The sequence below is a fragment of the Kitasatospora purpeofusca genome (assembly GCF_034043715.1).
Lineage (GTDB): Bacteria > Actinomycetota > Actinomycetes > Streptomycetales > Streptomycetaceae > Kitasatospora > Kitasatospora purpeofusca_A.
Map to the genome: position 1 here is coordinate 1 of NZ_JAXCLC010000087.1, position 18,180 is coordinate 18,180.

Sequence of the window (18,180 nt, forward strand, 5' to 3'; positions counted from 1 at the left end):
TCGCGCCTTACCGTTTTGTCCAAAATTGGAATGATCCGTTCGGTGACTACGGGTAGCGCGGCGAGCGAAGGGTCACAGCTGCGTAACCCGGCCTTGACGAGAGGGCGACCCGGGGAGGAAGCTTCCGCATGACGGTCGACATTGTCGAACGATGGCCGCGCGAATCCATCCCACAGAGCGCTCACCCGCCCAGCGATCCGCCCGGCCCCTGCCCCCACCCGCACCTCCGGGCCATATGGACAAGGGAGTCTTTGTGTCCGCGTTCTCCAACGGCGACATCTTCGTCGGCGAAACCCTCGGCACCGCCGCCCTGATACTTCTCGGCGGCGGCGTCTGTGCCGCCGTGACGCTCAAGAAGTCGAAGGCCCTGAACGCCGGCTGGCTGGCGATCACCTTCGGCTGGGGCTTCGCGGTGATGATCGCCGCCTACATGTCGGCCCCGAAGTCCGGCGCCCACCTGAACCCGGCCGTCACCCTGGCCCTCGCGGTCGACAGCGGCGACTGGAGCAAGGTGCCGGTCTACCTCGGCTCCCAGCTGCTCGGCGCGATGATCGGCGCCGTCCTCGTGTGGCTCACCTACCTCGGCCAGTTCCAGGCCAACCAGGAGCCCACCCTCGGCATCTTCTCGACCGGCCCCGAGATCCGGAACCCGGTCCAGAACCTGCTCACCGAGATCATCGGCACCTTCGTGCTCTGCCTGGGCATCCTCACCCAGGGCCTGACCAAGGGCCTCGGCCTCTCCGGTACCGGCATCCTGATCGTCGCCTTCACCGTGGTCGGCATCGGCCTCTCGCTCGGCGGCCCGACCGGCTACGCCATCAACCCGGTCCGCGACCTGGGTCCGCGCATCGTCCACTCGCTGCTGCCGATCCCCAACAAGGGCGGCTCCGACTGGTCCTACGCCTGGATCCCGGTGGTCGGTCCGGTCATCGGCGGACTGCTGGCCGGCGGCCTGTACCACGCCGCGTTCTGATCCCCCCGGGTTTCCGCCCCACCCGTGCACGGGGACTGACCTGAGAGTCAGGCCCACCACCCCCCGCCAACCTCTTGAGCCGAGGACCCTCATGACCTCCACTGGCAACTACATCGCCGCGATCGACCAGGGCACCACCTCCAGCCGCTGCATCATCTTCGGCGCCGACGGCCGGATCGTCTCCGTCGACCAGCAGGAGCACCGGCAGATCTTCCCCCAGCCCGGCTACGTCGAGCACGACGCCGCCGAGATCTGGACCCGGGTGCAGTCGGTCGTCCGCGGCTCGCTGGAGAAGGCCGGCCTGACCAGGGACGACATCCGCGCGATCGGCATCACCAACCAGCGCGAGACCACCGTCCTGTGGGACCGGAACACCGGCGAGCCGGTGCACAACGCACTGGTGTGGCAGGACACCCGCACCGAGGGGCTCTGCCGCGAGCTGGGCCGCAACGTCGGCCAGGACCGCTTCCGCCGCGAGACCGGCCTCCCGCTGGCCAGCTACTTCGCCGGCCCGAAGATCCGCTGGCTGCTGGACAACGTCGAGGGCCTGCGCGAGCGCGCCGAGGCCGGCGACATCCTCTTCGGCACCATGGACACCTGGGTCATCTGGAACCTCACCGGCGGTGTCGACGGCGGCAGGCACGTGACCGACGTGACCAACGCCAGCCGCACCATGCTGATGAACCTCAAGACCCTGGCGTGGGACGAGGAGATCGCCGAGTCGATGGGCGTGCCGATGGCCGTCCTGCCGGAGATCCGCTCCTCCGCCGAGATCTACGGCGAGGCCGTCGGCGACCTGGCGGGCGTCCCGGTCGCCGCCGCGCTCGGCGACCAGCAGGCCGCGCTGTTCGGCCAGACCTGCTTCAACGAGGGCGAGGCCAAGTCCACCTACGGCACCGGCACCTTCCTGCTGCTCAACACCGGCGAGAAGATCGTCAACTCGTACCACGGCCTGCTGACCACGGTCGGCTACCGGATCGGCGACCAGGCCCCGGTGTACGCCCTGGAAGGCTCGATCGCCGTCACCGGCTCGCTGGTCCAGTGGCTGCGCGACCAGCTCGGCATCATCTCCACCGCCGCCGAGATCGAGACCCTCGCCAACACGGTCGAGGACAACGGCGGCGCCTACTTCGTCCCGGCCTTCTCCGGCCTGTTCGCCCCGTACTGGCGCTCCGACGCCCGCGGGGTGATCGCCGGCCTCACCCGGTACGTCACCAAGGGCCACCTGGCCCGGGCCGTCCTGGAGGCCACCGCCTGGCAGACCCGCGAGGTCGTCGACGCCATGCAGAAGGACTCCGGGGTCGAGCTCACCGCCCTCAAGGTCGACGGCGGCATGACCAGCAACAACCTGCTCATGCAGAACATCGCCGACGTCCTGGACGCCCCGGTCGAGCGCCCGTACGTGGCCGAGACCACCGCCCTCGGCGCCGCCTACGCGGCGGGCCTGGCGGTCGGCTTCTGGAACGACCTCGACACCCTGCGGGCCAACTGGCACCGCGCCGCCGAGTGGACCCCCCGCATGGACGAGGCCACCCGGGAGCGCGAGTACAAGAAGTGGCTCAAGGCCGTCGAGCGCACCATGGGCTGGGTGGAGGAGGAAGAGAACAACTGACGGCGAAGCCGGTCGGGGCCCCGTGCCCCGGCCGGCCCGCTCCCGTTCCACCGGCCCGTCGCACCGGGCCGACCCGGTCTCTCCGCACAGGGGCCGTACGCACACCGAGAGGAGTAACGGCGCCGCCCGACCCGCGCGCCGTACACACACCATGGCAACCATCCCGACCCTGGGCGCCGAGCGCACCGCCGGCCGCACCGCCTCCCGCGCCGAGACCCGCGAGCTGCTCGGCAAGGCCACCTACGACCTGCTGGTGATCGGGGGCGGCATCCTCGGCACCGCCGTCGCCTGGACCGCGTCCCAGGCCGGCCTCAAGGTCGCCATGGTCGACGCCGGCGACTTCGCCGGTGCCACCTCGAGTGCCTCCTCCAAGCTCGTCCACGGCGGCCTGCGCTACCTGCAGACCGGCGCGGTCAAGCTGGTCGCGGAGAACCACAAGGAGCGCCGTGTGCTCTCCACCGACGTCGCCCCGCACCTGGTCAACCCGCTGACCTTCTTCGTGCCGGTTTACAAGGGCGGCCCGCACAGCGCGCCCAAGCTCGGCGCCGGCGTCTTCCTCTACTCGGCGCTCTCCGCCTTCCGTGACGGCATGGGCCGGGTCTCCACCGCCGCGCACGCCGCCCAGCAGGTGCCGGCGCTGCGCACCGAGGGCCTGCGCTCGGTGGCCGTCTACGGCGACCACCAGATGAACGACTCGCGCGTCGCCGTGATGACCGTGCGCGCCGCGGTCGAGGCCGGCGCCGTCGTGCTCAACCACGCCGAGGTCACCGGCCTGCGCTTCACCGGCCGCCGGGTCACCGGCGCCGAGCTCAAGGACCGCCTGGACGGCACCGAGTTCGGCGTCGACGCCCGCCTGGTGCTGAACGCCACCGGCCCCTGGGTGGACCACCTGCGCCGGATGGAGGACACCGGCGCCGCGCCGTCGATCCGGCTGTCCAAGGGCGCCCACGTGGTGGTCAAGCGCCGCTCGCCGTGGCGCGCCGCGCTGACCATCCCGATCGACAAGTACCGCGTCTCCTTCGCCATCCCGTGGGAGGACCACGTCCTGCTCGGCACCACCGACGAGGAGTTCACCGGCGACCCGAAGGACGTCCGGGCCACCGAGGCGGACATCGACCAGATCCTCGGCGAGGCCGCGCACGCGATCCGTGACGAGCACATCGACCGCGACCTGATCACCTACAGCTTCGCCGGCCTGCGGGTACTGCCCGGCGGCCCGGGCGACACCGCCGCCGCCAAGCGCGAGACGGTCGTCACCGAGGGCAAGGGCGGCATGCTGTCGGTCGCCGGCGGCAAGTGGACCACCTACCGCCACATCGGCCGCACCGTGCTGGAGAAGCTGGCCCACGTGCCCGGCACCTCCCTGGGCGAGGACATGTCCCCGATCGCCCCGACCGTCCCGCTGCCGGGCGTCGGCGCGCCGAACGCCGTCGCGCACCGCCTGCTGATCGACCGGGACCCGGGTTCGCGGATGGAGCCGCTGGTCGCCAAGCACCTGGCCAGCCACTACGGCACGCTGTCCTTCGACATCGCCCGGATGATCGACGAGAACCCGGAGCTCGGCCGGCCGATCCACGAGGACGGCCCGGACGTCTGGGCGCAGGTCGCCTACGCGGCCGCCAACGAGTGGGCGTACACCGCCGACGACGTGCTGCGCCGCCGTACCACGATGACCGTCCGCGGTCTGGACACCCCGGAGATCCGGGCCGAGGTCGAGGCCTTCCTGGCGAAGCACGGCACCAAGTAGAACGGAGCGGGTGACCGGCACGGTCACCCGATTCACAGGGCGGGCACCCCGGAGCGGGGGTGCCCGCCCTTGGTCGTTCCCGCCCGCGGTCGGCCACCGTCTCCGGCGCCCGCCGACCCCGCTGACCTGCGGGAACGGCGAAGCGTGGCCGTTCGCGTACGGTCCGTCTCGATCGGATCACCATTCTCAGGAAATGTTCAGGCAATGAGCCGCTTTGCGCCATTTGTCATGATCATCTTGTCATTTGATCTTTCCTATGCTCCGCCCGTCGCCCTTGTTCAAGGGCGAGCCAAGGAGCCCCCATGCATGTCTCAAGAAGGACCCTGAGCGGTCCACCGGCCGCCGCGCTGGCCCTGGCCCTGGTGCTGGGCGCCGGGTCCCCGGCCGCGTTCGCGGCCAAGCCGCACGCCAAACCCTCCCCCGGCAAGCCCCCCACGGCGGCCCCGCTCGACCCCGGGCTGAGCATCGGCACCGCCCGGGCCGCCGCGCAGAAGACCGGCAAGCGGATCGAGGCCGTCTCCGAGCGCGACGAGACCTCCACCACCTGGGCCAACCCCGACGGCACCCTCACCACCGAGCTGTCGGCCGGCCCGGTGCGCTTCCTGCGCGACGGCAAGTGGGCCGACGTCGACCTCACCCTGAAGACGGCCGCCGACGGCTCGGTGGCGCCCGCCGCCCACCCCAACGGCCTCAAGCTGGCCGGCGCCGGCGGCAAGCGCCCCCGCTCGCTCGCCGAGTCCAAGGCCGTCCAGGCGGCGCCGGCCGGCGCGGAGGCGGCCCGCACCCTCGTCTCGCTCGGCTCCGGCGACGACCAGCTCGCCCTGGAGTGGCGCGGCGGCCTGCCCGAGCCCCAGCTGAACGGCACCCGGGCCACCTACCGGGACGCCATCGGCGACGGCGCCGGCGACCTCATCGTCGAGGCCACCCGCACCGGCTTCGAGCAGTTCGTCCTGCTCAAGCAGCGCCCGGCGGCCGGCGGCTACACCTACACCATGCCGCTGCGCGCCAAGGACACCAGGGCCGAGGCGCAGCCGGACGGCAGCGTGCTGTTCACCGACCGGAAGAACGGCCAGAAGCGCGCCGTGCTGCCCGCCCCGGTGATGTGGGACGCCACCACCACGCCCGGATCGAGCGAGCACCCCCGGCAGGCCCGGGTCGGCCTCGAGGTCGTCCAGCGCGGCGACACCGTCGACCTGGTCTTCACCCCGGACGCGGCGTTCCTCGCCGACCCGGCCACCGTCTACCCGGTGACCGTCGACCCGGCGACCGCCGGTCTCGGCAACGCCTTCGACACCCGGGTCCAGAAGGGCGAGACGGTCGACTGGTCGGCCGACACCGAGCTCTACTGGGGCAACTCCGGCACCAAGAACGCCGACGGCAGCTCCCGCGAGGCCCGCGCCTTCGTCAACTGGAACACCGCCGGCATCGCCGACGCGCTGGTCTCCAGCGCGACCCTGTCGCTGTACAACTTCCACTCCGGCAACAGCGACTGCCAGCCGTACACCTGGGAGGTCTGGGACACCGGCCTGGCGTCCACCGCCTCCCGCTGGACCGCCCAGCCGGCCTGGAAGGCCAAGAAGGGCAGCTCCACCGAGACCAGGGGCCGCGACGCCTGCGGCGGTGACGGCTGGATCAACGCCAACGTCACCGACCTCGTGCAGACCTGGGCCTCGGCCAAGAACAGCACCTCCGGCATGGGCCTGCGCGCGCCCGACGAGGTCTCCACCAAGTACTGGAAGGAGGTCAACTCCGCCAACGCCTCGACCAACGTGCCCAAGCTGACGGTGAACTACAACTACCGGCCGCGCACCGGCACCAAGCAGCAGGCCGGCCCGCCGTTCCTCCAGGACGGCACCGGCACCTGGCGGGTCGAGACCACCACCCCGGTGCTCCGGGACACCTTCGTCGACCCCGACGGCGACAAGGTCACCGGCACCTTCCAGCTGGTCGACGCCATCTCCGGGGCCCAGGTGGGCGCCGTCAACGTCTCCGGCTACGTGCCCAGCGGCACCCCCTCCGAGGTCACCGTCCCGGCCGGGCTGCTGGAGTACGGGCACACCTACCGCTTCCGCAGCTCGCCGTACGACGGACTGCACTACAACCTGGGCTGGTCCCCCTGGGTGACCTTCAGCGTCAGCCCGCTGCCGGACGTGCCCACCGCCCTCCAGACCGGCGCCGACAGGACCCTGACGCCGGTGCTCTCCGCCCTGGCGACCAACCCCAACCAGGGCCGGGTCCGCACCGAGTTCGTACTCAAGGGCTCGAACGGGCAGCCGCTGCCCACCTCGCTCGCCCCCGCGTGGACCGAGAGCGGCAGCCGGGCCACCGTCCAGGTGCCGGCCGGCGCCCTGACCGACGGCGCCGACTACACCTGGGCCGCCCGGGCCTGCACCGCCGTCGGCTGCTCCGCCTGGAGCGCGGACCAGCCGCTGGCCGTCCGGGTCCAGGCCCCGCCGGTCCCGCCGACCCCGACGACGGTCGGCTTCACCGGCGCCGCCCTCACCGACGCCTCGGCGGCCACCGCCGGCGGCGGCTGCGACACCGGCGCCTGCCCGGCGGCCGACCCCGCCGAGCTGCGGATCGGCACCACCCCGGACGGCAGCAGCTGGACCGGCTGGCTCAAGCCCGACCTGTCGGCCGTCCCGGCCGGATCCCGGGTGGTCGGCGGCAAGCTGGCGCTGACCCGTTCGGACTGCGCCGCCGGCACGCCCGGCTGCGAGGAGACCGCGGTCGACGTGTTCCAGCTCGGCTCGGCCTGGGACCCCTCCCAGGGCGGCGCCGCGCTGATCGCCGCCGCGGGCGTCGACAGCTACGCCTCCGCGGTGAAGCTGTCCGAGACCGACCTGGCCGCGCCGGCCGGCTCCTGGATCGAGAAGGGCGAGGCCTACGGGCTGGCCCTGCGCCCGGCCGCCGGCTCGACCGGTGTCGCCCGGTACTTCTCGGCCACCGCCGCCGACCCCGCGCAGCGCCCGAGGCTGACGCTCGACTACCTGGCGCCGACCGCGCCCGGCGCCGCCGAGCTGGTCACCGCGACCGGCGGGGACACCGGACTCGTGGTCTCCTGGAACGCCCCGACCGACCGGGGCTCGGTCGGCGAGGTCGGTTACACCGTCCGGGTCGAGACCTCGGCCGGCGTGCTCGTCCAGGAGATCGCCACCGCCGACATCCGGGCCGCGTTCACCGGCCTGGACAACACCAAGTCGTACCGCGCGGTGGTGACCGCCCGGAACAGCTACGGCTCCGCGGCTCCGGTCGCCTCGGCCGTGGTGCAGGGCACGCCGACCGCCGGCGGCCCCGACCAGTACCGCGGTTTCGTGCAGGAGTACCTGGACGCCCGCAACAAGGTCAAGATGAGGGCGGGCCTCACCGTGCCGGAGGCGGCCGCCGAGGCCGCGCACGGCAGCGTCTTCGTCGACCTGCTGGCCACCCAGGACGCCTCGCTGGTCGCCAACCGCGAGGCGCTGGCGACCCAGGGCCAGCAGTACGCGGCCGCGGCGGTCACGCTGACCGACGTCGTGGTCGACCAGCAGACGGCCGGCAAGGTCGTGGTGCGGGCCACCGTCAAGGACACGGTGATGATCCGGGCCGACGGCGTGGACTCGCCGAGCGAGAGCGCGGGCCCGAAGCGGTTCGAGTTCACCGTCGGCACCGGCGCCGTGCTGGTCTCCGAGGCCGACGACCTCGCCGCCCAGCAGAAGCTGTCCTCCTCCGCCTCCGCGCAGGCGCAGGTCGAGGTCGCGGACTCGACGCCGACCGACCCGGCGGACGCGCAGAAGGCCATCCCGCTCGACGCCAACGGCTTCCCGGTCCAGCCCGCGCAGCCCGCCTCCGGCGCCGTCCAGGCCGGCTACAACTACAACGGCACCGCCGACTGGGCCCGTCGCAACGTCGGGATCAAGTGGGACTACGGCCAGGACTGCACCAACTTCGTCTCCAAGGCGCTGTACTACGGTGGCGGCATGCGGTTCCGCTACGGCTACAAGAGCTGGGACAGCGCCTGGTGGACGAACGACTACTGGATGTTCGGCTGGCGGATCAACCGCAGCTACACCTGGGCCGGCGCCGCCAACCTGCACCGGCACCTGATGTACAACCGGTACTCGACCTGGCTCCGCTGGACCTCCGACGCGCGGCCCGGTGACATCGTCTTCTTCAAGTGGAGGAACGAGAGCCGGATCAACCACGCCGCCGTGGTGGTCAGCTGGGGCGCCCGGATGGAGCTGCGCCAGCACGGCCGGCAGGGTGTCACCACCCTGAACGACGTGCTGGCGTGGTACCGGCAGAAGAACGACCCGATCGAGTGGTTCGTCGTGGTCCGCCCGCTCGGGACCAACTGATGGCGGCGGGGCGGCCGGTGACGGCCGCGCTGGCGGCCGTGCTCTCGGCCGCCCTGCTGGCCGGCTGTTCGAGCGCCGCCGACAACGCCCGGCTGGAGCACGCGGCCGACTACGCCGCGCATCCGCACCTCCGGGTCACCGGCTACCCGGTACCGGAGACGCTGGGCCTGGTCCAGCAGGTGGTGTGGCGGCTGGCCGACGGCTCGGCGGACCGGCTGGTGGAGCTGGCCGCCGCCGAGGGCCCGGCCGACGCCCGCCGGGCGGCGGCCGAGGAGTGGATCCGGACGTACGGGCCCGACGCCGCCGGGGAGGTCGGCGCCGACTTCGGCGACGACCCGGCGAACCGGCAGACCGTACGGCTGACCTTCCACGGGAGCGGCCGGGTGAAGGAGCTGACGCTCCGCCCCGAGGACTCCGAGGGCTCCGGCTCCGGCTCCGGCTCCGGTTCCGGTTCCGGCGGCGGCAGCGGGGCCTGGCGGGTCCTGCTGCGCTGACGCGGCCGTGAACGAAGGCGAGGGCGGGTGCTCCCGAGGGAGCGCCCGCCCTTGCCGTGTCCGGACCCGGATCCCCGGCTAGATGATCAGGCTGAGCGGCATGATCAGGGCGATCGCGACCACCGAGATCACCGTCTCCATCACCGACCAGGACTTCAGGGTCTGGCCGACGCTCATCCCGAAGTACTCCTTCACCAGCCAGAAGCCGGCGTCGTTGACGTGCGACAGGAACAGCGATCCGGCGCCGATGGCGAGCACCAGCAGGGCCGCGTGGGTGGACGACATGTCCGCCGCCAGCGGCGCGACGATACCGGCCGCGGTGATGGTGGCGACCGTCGCCGAACCGGTGGCGAGCCGGATCAGCACCGCGATCAGCCAGCCCAGCAGCAGCGCCGGGATGTGCCACTTCGACGACCAGTCGCTGACCGCGGTGCCCACGCCAACGTCGATCAGGGTCTGCTTGAAGCCGCCGCCCGCGCCGACGATGAAGACGATGCCGGCGATCGGGCCGAGCGAGGAACCGACGGTCTCCGAGATCCGGGCCTTGTCGAAGCCGGCCGCCCGGCCCAGCGTCAGCATGCCGAGCAGGGTCGCGGCGAGCAGCGCGATCAGCGGGGAGCCGAGGAAGTCGAGCACCCGCTGCGGCAGCGCCTTCGGGTCGTCGATCACGACGTCCGCCAGCGCCTTGCCGAGCATCAGCACCACCGGCAGCAGGATGGTCGCGAGCACGGCACCGAACGAGGGGGTGTGCTCGCGCTTCGCCGGCTCCGCCGGGGTGTCGGTCTCCGGTATCTCCAGCGGGCCGACCCAGCGCTCGGCCACCCGGGCGAACAGCGGACCGGCGACGATCAGCGTCGGGACGGCGATCAGCAGGCCGAGCGCCAGGGTGACGCCGAGGTCGGCCTTGAGCGCGTCGACCGCGACCAGCGGACCGGGGTGCGGGGGCACCAGGCCGTGCAGCACGGAGAGTCCGGCCAGCGCCGGGATGCCGATCCGCATCAGCGGGACGTTGCCGCGCCGGGCCACCAGCAGCACGATCGGGACCAGCAGCACCACGCCGACCTCGAAGAACAGCGGCAGGCCGAGCACGGCCGCGATCAGCGCCATCGCCCAGGGCAGCGCCTTCGTCCGGGACCGGGACAGCACGGTGTCCGCGATGATGTTCGCCCCGCCCGAGTCGGCGAGCAGCTTGCCCAGCATCGCGCCCAGGCCGATCAGCAGGCCGACGCCCGCCACGGTGGCGCCGAAACCGGTGGAGAAGCTGCTGAGCAGCTTGTCGAACGGCGCGCCCGCGACTGCGGCCAGCAGGCCGGAGCCGAGCGTCAGGGCGAGAAAGGGGTGCAGCTTGAGCTTGGTGATCAGCAGCACGATGGCGCCGATGGCGAGCAGCACGGCGACCAGCAGCCGGCCGTCGCTGTCGGTGTGCGGGAGGACCGGTGGGGCGGCCGCGAGCACGGTGAGGATGGGGGTCACGCGAGGTCTCCATTGACGGGCCGCAGCAGGGCGGCGGCCTTCTCGACGAGTTCTTCGGGGCTCGGCCCGATGTCCAGGACGGCGCCGCGCTCGTCCGGGCCGAGGGGTTCCAGGGCGGCGTACTGCGAGCCGAGCAGGGACGGCGGCATGAAGTGGTCGGTGCGCCGCGCGAGGCGGTCCTCGACCAGTCCGGTCCGGCCGCTGAGGTGCAGGAACCAGGCGTCCGGGCAGGCCGCGCGCAGGATGTCGCGGTAGCCGTGCTTCAGCGCCGAGCAGGTGACGACGCCGCCGGTGCCGGCCTCGGCGCGCTCCCCGAGCCAGGCGCCGACGGCGCGCAGCCAGGGCGCGCGGTCGTCGTCGTCCAGCGGGATGCCGGCCGACATCTTGGCGATGTTGGCGGGCGGGTGGAAGTCGTCCGCCTCGGCGAAGGGCAGGCCGAGGCGTTCGGCCAGCAGGCGGGCCAGGGTGGTCTTGCCGACACCGGAGACGCCCATCACCACGACGGTGAGGGGCGCGCGGGGGGTGTCCTGGTTCTCGACGCTGAGAGCCATGAGGTGGTGCTCCTTCGTTGCCTGGCCGCCACTATCGCCTCAAAGGTATGACGTATTCAAGTGTCGGAAACCAAATCGTCATACTTTTGCCGGGCGCGGGGACGTGGCGGGGCCGGGGGCACGGGGGCCGGGGTGGGCCCGGAGGACTAGGCTGGCCGGATGGAGATCCAGGGGCTGCCCGGCCGACTGCTCGCGGAACTGGGGCCGGCCATCGCGTCCGGGGAGCTCCCCGAGGGCGCCGTGCTGCGCGCCGAGGAGCTGGAGGAGCGGTTCGGCGTCTCCCGGACGGTGGTCCGCGAGGCGGTCCGGATCCTGGAGGGCATGCGACTGGTGGCCTCCCGCCGCCGCGTCGGCATCACCGTGCAGCCCCGGTCGGACTGGGACGTCTTCGATCCGCTGGTGATCCGCTGGCGACTGGCCGGCGCCGACCGCTCGGCGCAGCTGCGTTCGCTCGGCTCGCTGCGGCTGGCCGTGGAACCGGCCGCGGCGGCGCTCGCCGCGCGGCACGCCACCGATGACGAGCGGCGCCGACTCAGCGCGCTGGCGGTCGAGTTGACCATGACGGCGCGCGCCGCCGACCTCACCACCTTCCTCCGGCACGACATCGAGTTCCACTCCACCGTGCTGCAGGCCTCGCGCAACGAGATGTTCGCGCATCTCGGGGACACCGTCGGCGCGGTGCTGACCGGCCGGACCGAGTACCATCTGATGCCCCATCAGCCTGAGCCGTACGCGATCCGGCTGCACCGCGAGGTCGCCGAGGCGGTCTGCGCGGGGGAGGCCGAGCGGGCCGAGCAGGCGATGCGCACCATCGTCCAGGGCGCGCTGACCGAGCTGAACCAGCAACTCGGCTGAACCAGCAGCTCGGCCGAACCAGCAGCTCGGCTGAGCGCGCGGCCCGGCTTAGCACGCAGAGGATCCGGCGGGGCGTTCGGTACGGTCCGAGCCGGATTACATGATTTGGCATCAGTTCGGGGGATTCGTGCGCATAGTCCGGGTACGACGGGGCAGAGTGGAGCGCGGGGGCGTGTCAGCGGCGCCCGTCCCTCCGGTGGTCCGCCGTACCGTCCGCCGCCAGTCCGCCGCTCCGTGCCTGGGGGTCACCCGATGCCAACCGCCCGCCGTCGCCGCCGACTTCCCGACGAGGTGCGGATCGCCGTCGTCCGCGCGGTGCTCTGCCTGGCGTTCACGCTGGTGGGCATCGTGGTCGCGGCGCTGTCCTCGTACGCCGACAGCTGGCTGATGACGCCGGCGCTGATGGCGATGGGGCTCGGGGTGTTCGGCACGATGTGGTGCCTGTTGGAGATCCTGATCTCCCGCCAGGTCGCCGCGCAGCGGGTTCGGGCGCCGAACTCCGCCTCGCCGATGGGCGGCAGCCGCACTCCGGCCGGCCCGCCGCAGTACCGGCAGCCGCCCCAGCCCCGTTCCCAGCCCCAGCCGCGCCCCCGGGTGCCGCAGCCACCGCCTTACGCACAGCCGCTCCCCGCACAGCCGCCCCACGCGCAGCCGCCGCAGGTCCAACCGCCGTACCCGCCGCAGCCGGCGACGCAGCAGCCGTACCCGGGGACGCCGCCGCCCTACCCGGCCGGCCCCGGGCCGCGTCAGGCGGGGGCGACCACCCGGTAGTGGGTGGTCGGTCGGCCGTCGTCGTCCAGCAGGTGGAAGGCGATCAGCGGCGGCTGGTCGAAGGTGATCTCCGCCCCGCCCTCGAGGGGCAGCGGCACGGTGGAGACCACGCCCGGCGCGACCAGCAGCGGGAGCCCGGCGAACACGGTGGCCGCCGCGGTGTGCGCGTGGCCGCAGAGCAGTGCCCGCACCCGGGGGTGACGGCCCAGCACCTCGGCCAGCCGCTCCTCGCCGAACTGCCGGATCGGGTCCACGTACGGCAGGTGCAGGGTGACCGGCGGGTGGTGGAAGGCGACCAGCGCCGGGCGGTCCGCCGGGCCCTCGGCCAGTGTGCGGTCCAGCCAGCCGAGGGTCTCGTCGTCCAGCAGGCCGTCGTGCCGGCCGGGAATCGAGGAGTCGAGCATCAGCACGTCGGCCCCGGCCAGCGCGTGCAGCCGGTTCACCGGGCCGCCGGACGGCTCCTCGCCGAGCAGCACCTCGCGGTAGGGCTCGCGGGCGTCGTGGTTGCCGGGGCAGAGCAGCACCGGGTACCGGGAGGTCAGCACCTTGGCCACCTCCCGGTACTCGGCCGGCAGTCCGTTGTCGGCGAGGTCGCCGGTGACCAGCACGGCGTCCACCGGGCCGGGCAGGCCGTCCACGTACGCCATCACCTGCTCGGCCCGCCGACGGGCCCGCTCCCCCGCGTCGCCGTGGTGGTCCTGGCCCAGATGGATGTCACTGAAGTGAACGATCGTCAGCATGCGGTCACCGTATGCCGCTCAGGACGTGGCGGGAACCTCCGCCGGACGCTTGAACATCCGGGTGGCGGTGATCTCGCCGTGGACGGCCGGGCCGTCCGGGTCCTGCGGGGCGGGGAGCCCCGGCCGCAGGTGCTCCTCCACCGAGATGTACTTGAGGCCGGCCCGCAGGTCGGCGTCGTTGCGCAGCCGGATCACCAGCGGGAACTCGGCCAGCGCCGTGGTGTCGAACAGGCCGGTGGTGTAGATCAGCTGGACACCGAGGGCGTCGGCCACCGCGCGCTGGAGCTCCAGCAGGTAGGTGGCGTTGGCCCGGCCGATCGGGTTGTCCAGGAACAGGGTGCCCGCGTGCCGCAGCTGCGACTGGCCCCGGTCGTTGGCGCGCAGCGCGGCCATCGTGCAGTAGAGCGCGATGGCGGCGGTGAGCAGCTGCCCGCCGGAGAACACGTCGGACATCTGGCCGACGCCGACCCGCTCGGCGCGCAGCACCGCGTCCGGCTTGAGGATCTCCACCGAGACGCCCTTGGGGCCGATCGCGGCGGCCACACCGCGCAGCAGCAGCGACATGCCGTCCCGGCGCAGGTCGCTGTTCTTGCGGACGGCGGCGCGGGTGGCCTCGTCGATGACCTCGCCGAGGCGCTCGACCAGGGTCGCGTGGTCCGGGTCCTCGAAGCGGATCCGGAGGAACTCCTGGCCGGACCACTCCCCCAGCCCCTCGGGGAGGCGGGACAGCCGCTGGGCGGCGCGCAGGGTGGTCAGCGAGGACTCCACCAGTCCGCGCAGCCGGTCCACGATCGAGCCCCGGTTGCGCTCCAGCTGGGTGAGTTCGTCGGTCAGCACCCGCAGCCGGGGGGCGAAGGCGACCGCCCAGTTGGCGGCGTGGTCGGGCAGCGCGGAGGCGGGCAGTTCGCGGATCTGCTGGCGGGCCGGGGTGCGGACGGCCTCGTAGCGGGCCGCGTTGGCGTGCCGGACCAGCGCGTCCGAGGCGTCGCGGACGGCGAGTTCGGCGGCGGACAGCTCCCCGGCGGCGGTGCGCAGGGTGCGGCGGGCCTCGGCGGCGGCGGTGCGGGCGTCGGCGAGCGGGCCGAGGTACGGCTCGACGGCCGGACCGTCCTCCTCCTGCTCGCGCAGACCGTCCCGGAGCTGCCCGGCGTGCTCGTCGAAGTCGGCGGCGGCGGCCTGGGCGGCGTCGAAGGTGCGCTGGAGGTCGGCGGCGGCGGTGCGGGCGGTGTCGACGGCCTCGCGGAGCTCGGCGAGCCGGCCGGTGGCCGTGCGCAGCAGGGCCTGGGCGTGCTCGGGGTCGGTGGGGACGAGATCCTCGGGCAGCTCGGTGTGCGCGTCGCCGTCGGCGGGGGCGGAGCGCTCGGCCTCGCCGCGGAGCCGGCCGAGCTGCTCGCTGGCCGAGGCGGCCCGGGCCTCGATGGTGGCGACGAGTTCCTCGGCGCGGGCGGCGGCGGCCTGGCGGGCCGGACCGTCGGCGCCGTCGGGGCTGCCGAGCAGTTCCTCGGCACGGCTGCGGACCTTGTTGGTGAGGCGGTCGAGTTCGGTCGCGGCGGCGGCCTCGTCGCCCTCGGCGCGGGCCTGTTCGGCCCGCAGGTCGGCGCCGACGCCGACCTTCTCGTAGAGCTGGGAGGCGGCGCGGTAGGCCTCGCGCAGCGCGGGCAGCGCGGCGGGGGCGGTGTCGGCGGGTTCCCCGGACTGCTCGGCGGCGGCGATCTCGGCCCGCTCGGCGCGCAGGGTGCGCGCGGTGCGGCGGGCGTCGTCAGCGGCGCGCTGGGCGGCCCGGCGGTCCTCATCGCAGGTGCGGGCGCGCTCGGCGCACAGCGTCCGGCGGCGGTCGCACTCGGCGGCGTCCTCGGCGAGTTCGCGCCGGCGGCGGCTCCAGTTGGCGCGCTCGCGCAGCCGGAAGGCGAGGCCGGACAGGGCGTCGGCGCGGCGGCGGGCGCGCTGGGCGGCCTCCCGGTGCTCCTCGTGGGCGGCGGTCGCGGTGGCGTGGTCGGCCTCGGCCTCGTCGTGGTCGGCGCGCAGGGTGGCGAGGGCGGCGGCGGCCTGCTCGGCGTGCTCGCGGGCGGCCTCAGCGGCGGCGGCGCGTTCGGCGAGGGTGCCGGGCGGGCAGCTGGCGTGCCAGGAGGCGAGCCGGGCCGCGAGTGCGCGGTCGCCGCCGAGGCGGGCGGCGAGTTCGCGGATGTGCTCCTCGCGGGCGGTGGCGCGGGTGCGCAGTGCGCGGCGCTCGTCGTCGGCGGCGGACTCGTCGTGCATGGCCGGGTTCGGCGGGACGAGGAAGAACTCCGGCTCGTCGGTGATCGGGGCGATCAGCGAGGCGGCGGCACCGACGGCGACGGTGGAACGGGGCAGCAGGGCGGCGGCGCCCAACGCCTCGCGGGCCCGCTCCAGCGAGCTCGGGTCGGTGACGACCACGCCGTCGACGAGTTCGGGGCGGGCGGCAAGGATCGCCTCGTGGTCGGCGGGGTCGACGGACTGGGCCAGGTAGCGCCAGCCGGGCAGGGCGGGGATGCCGTGCTCGGCGAGGTACTCGACGGTGGCGAGCACGTCCGGTCCGGGCGGCAGCAGGCCGCCGTCGCCGAGCGCGGCGAGGATCCGGGAATCGTCGGCGGCGGCGGTGCGCAGGTCGAACAGGGTGCGTTCGGCGGTCGCGATGGACTCGTCGAGGAGTTCGCGCAGGTACTCGGCGTTGCGGTCGAGCACGGCGGGGGTGAGGAAGCCGGCGTCCTCCTCGGCAGCCGACCCGTCCTCGCTCCAGACCGTGGGTGCGGGCGTCAGGGAGAGCAGGTCGGCGAGCCGGGGCTCGGTGGCCAGCAGGGCGGCGGTGCGCTGCTCGGTGGCGAGGGCCTGGCCGGCGGCCTTGCGGGCGTCGGTGGCGCGGGCGGCGGCGAGTTCGGCGCGGCCGGTCGCGGCGGCGGCCTCGCGCAGCCGGGCGGCGGCGGTCTCGGCGGCGGTGCGGGCCCGGGCGAGGGCGGCGCCGGCGGCCTTCTCCACGTCGGCGGCGTGCAGGGCGGCCCGGGCCGGGTCGATGTCGCCGTCGGAGTCGATGAAGCCGGCCTCGACGGCGGCGGCGGTCTCCTGCTCGACCTCGGCGAGGCGCTGGCGCAGGTGCTCGGCCTCGCTGCGCGCCTTCTGGGCGGCGGTGGCGGCCTCGGTGGCGTCGGTCTGGGCCCGGGTGCCGTCGGCCTGGAGTTCGGCGGCGCGCTGCTCCTCGGTGTCGGCGCGGTCCTCGGCGGCTCCGGCGGCGCCTTCCAGGGCGCGGGCCAGGGCGGTGGCGGCGCGGGCGCGGGCGGCGAGCGCGGGGGCGGCGTCCAGCTCGGCCTCGCGGATCGCGGCGGCGACCCTGGTCACCCGGTCGGCGGCGGCGCGGTGCCGCAGCACGGCCTCGGCGGCCTGCCAGGCGGAGTGCAGGGTGCGGGCCTCGGTGAGTTCGCGGCGCAGCCCGGCGGCCTCCGCGGTGGCGGCGGCGAGGGCCAGGGTGGCGTGCCGGTGGGTGAGTTCGGCGGCGATCAGGGTGTGCCGGGTGCGGTCGGTCTCGGCGGCGGTGACGGCGCCCGCGGCGGCGGCGACCTCGACGGCGAGGTCCTCGGCCCGGTCGCGTTCGGCGGCGGCGCGCGAGGCGAGGGCGTGGGCGAGCCGGCGGGTGCGGCGTTCGGCGGTGCGGTGGGACTCGCGGACGCTCTCGCGGGCGGCGGTGGCCTCGGTGATGCGCTCCAGGAGGTCCAGCGAGCCGGCGGTGAAGTCGCGTTCGGCGGTGAGCTCGGAGCGCAGGCCGAGCTTGGCGGCGAAGCCGTGGACGAGGTCGGCGAGGCCGTCGGTGTCCCGGGTGTCGGTGACGGCGCGCAGCAGCAGGTCGGTGAAGTCCTTGTCCTGCTTGACCGCGAACAGGCCGGCCGCCTCGCCCTCGTCGGCGTTCATCTCGCGCTGGTAGCGGAAGAGTTCGGGGTCGAGGCCGAGTTCGCCGAGGTGCTCGGTCCAGCGGTCGTGGCCGTCCTCGAAGACCAGGTCGAGGTGCGGGTGGGCCTTGCCGGCCTCGGTGAGGGCGTCGCGGAAGCCCTTCATGGTGCGGCGGCGACCGCGGGCCTTCTGGTCGCCGGCCAGGCTGATCCGCTCGGCGACCGGGAGGGAGTCGAGGGTGAGGCCGGGGCCGGGGCGGAAGGAGTACCAGGTCTCGGCGAACTTGCGCGGGTCGGAGGAGACCTGGCGGCCGCGCCACTCGCTGACCTTGCCGACCACGACCGGCTCGCCGGTGACGGTGTGCTGCCACTCCAGGGCGACGTGGCCGCAGTCGTCGGCGAGCAGGAACTTGCGGAGCACTCCGGAGCTGGCGCCGCCGAGGGTGTTGCGGTGGCCGGGGAGCATGACCGAGAAGATCAGCTTGAGCAGGACGGACTTGCCGCCGCCGTTCTCCAGGAAGAGCACGCCGGCCGGGGCGGGGCGGCGGACCGGGCCGTCGGTCTCCTCGCCGAACAGTCCGATCTGCTGCGGCGCCGGGTCGGCGACGGGCTCGCCGACGCCACGCAGGTCGAGCACCGTGTCGGCGTAGCGGGCGCCGGCCGGTCCGATCGAGTAGAGGCGGACCCGGTTGAGCTCGTACATGTGCGGCTGTTCTCCAGGAGACGGGTGG

General features: G+C 73.9%; 11 protein-coding genes. 7 read left to right on the forward strand and 4 right to left on the reverse strand.

The window, feature by feature from the left end:
• Positions 1–235 precede the first annotated feature (235 nt).
• The 5 genes from SM793_RS31950 to SM793_RS31975 all read left to right on the forward strand — a co-directional run bounded on the left by SM793_RS31950 (position 236) and on the right by SM793_RS31975 (position 9,163).
• Positions 236–973, forward strand: a complete 738-nt coding sequence (locus SM793_RS31950; RefSeq protein WP_413816078.1) for an MIP/aquaporin family protein — start codon at positions 236–238, stop codon at positions 971–973.
• Between the two features lie 91 nt (positions 974–1,064).
• Positions 1,065–2,585, forward strand: a complete 1,521-nt coding sequence (gene glpK, locus SM793_RS31955) for a glycerol kinase GlpK (RefSeq protein ID WP_320441814.1) — start codon at positions 1,065–1,067, stop codon at positions 2,583–2,585.
• Between the two features lie 151 nt (positions 2,586–2,736).
• Positions 2,737–4,332: a glycerol-3-phosphate dehydrogenase/oxidase gene (locus tag SM793_RS31960; protein WP_320441815.1), complete on the forward strand. Its 1,596-nt coding sequence runs from the start codon at positions 2,737–2,739 to the stop codon at positions 4,330–4,332.
• A gap of 302 nt (positions 4,333–4,634) precedes the next feature.
• Positions 4,635–8,669, forward strand: coding sequence for a DNRLRE domain-containing protein (locus SM793_RS36520; RefSeq protein WP_413816079.1), 4,035 nt, complete (start codon positions 4,635–4,637; stop codon positions 8,667–8,669).
• On the forward strand, positions 8,669–9,163 hold the full coding sequence (locus SM793_RS31975) for a hypothetical protein (protein WP_320441816.1): 495 nt from the start codon (positions 8,669–8,671) through the stop codon (positions 9,161–9,163). Before SM793_RS36520 ends, SM793_RS31975 begins: the two co-directional genes overlap by 1 nt.
• 78 nt (positions 9,164–9,241) lie before the next feature.
• On the opposite strand, the gene SM793_RS31980 is transcribed toward SM793_RS31975, so the two are convergent.
• Together SM793_RS31980 and SM793_RS31985 are read right to left on the reverse strand one after the other, a co-directional pair.
• Positions 9,242–10,636: a GntP family permease gene (locus tag SM793_RS31980; RefSeq protein ID WP_413816080.1), complete on the reverse strand. Its 1,395-nt coding sequence runs from the start codon at positions 10,634–10,636 to the stop codon at positions 9,242–9,244.
• Positions 10,633–11,187: a gluconokinase gene (locus tag SM793_RS31985; protein WP_266273222.1), complete on the reverse strand. Its 555-nt coding sequence runs from the start codon at positions 11,185–11,187 to the stop codon at positions 10,633–10,635. The genes SM793_RS31980 and SM793_RS31985 overlap by 4 nt, the downstream gene beginning before the upstream one ends.
• Before the next feature lie 159 nt (positions 11,188–11,346).
• Between SM793_RS31985 and SM793_RS31990 the strand changes: the two genes are divergently transcribed.
• The gene (locus tag SM793_RS31990) at positions 11,347–12,042 is read left to right on the forward strand and encodes a FadR/GntR family transcriptional regulator (RefSeq protein ID WP_320441817.1); all 696 of its coding nucleotides are present in this window, start codon (positions 11,347–11,349) and stop codon (positions 12,040–12,042) included.
• Between the two features lie 252 nt (positions 12,043–12,294).
• The gene (locus SM793_RS31995; RefSeq protein WP_320441818.1) at positions 12,295–12,813 is read left to right on the forward strand and encodes a hypothetical protein; all 519 of its coding nucleotides are present in this window, start codon (positions 12,295–12,297) and stop codon (positions 12,811–12,813) included.
• Here SM793_RS31995 and SM793_RS32000 read toward each other — a convergent pair.
• Positions 12,789–13,553 carry a phosphodiesterase gene (locus tag SM793_RS32000; protein ID WP_320441819.1) on the reverse strand — a complete coding sequence of 255 codons (765 nt, stop codon included), beginning with the start codon at positions 13,551–13,553 and terminating at the stop codon, positions 12,789–12,791. The genes SM793_RS31995 and SM793_RS32000 overlap by 25 nt on opposite strands.
• Before the next feature lie 18 nt (positions 13,554–13,571).
• Complete coding sequence (locus SM793_RS32005; protein ID WP_320441820.1) at positions 13,572–18,152, reverse strand: hypothetical protein; 4,581 nt, start codon at positions 18,150–18,152, stop codon at positions 13,572–13,574.
• Positions 18,153–18,180 lie beyond the last annotated feature (28 nt).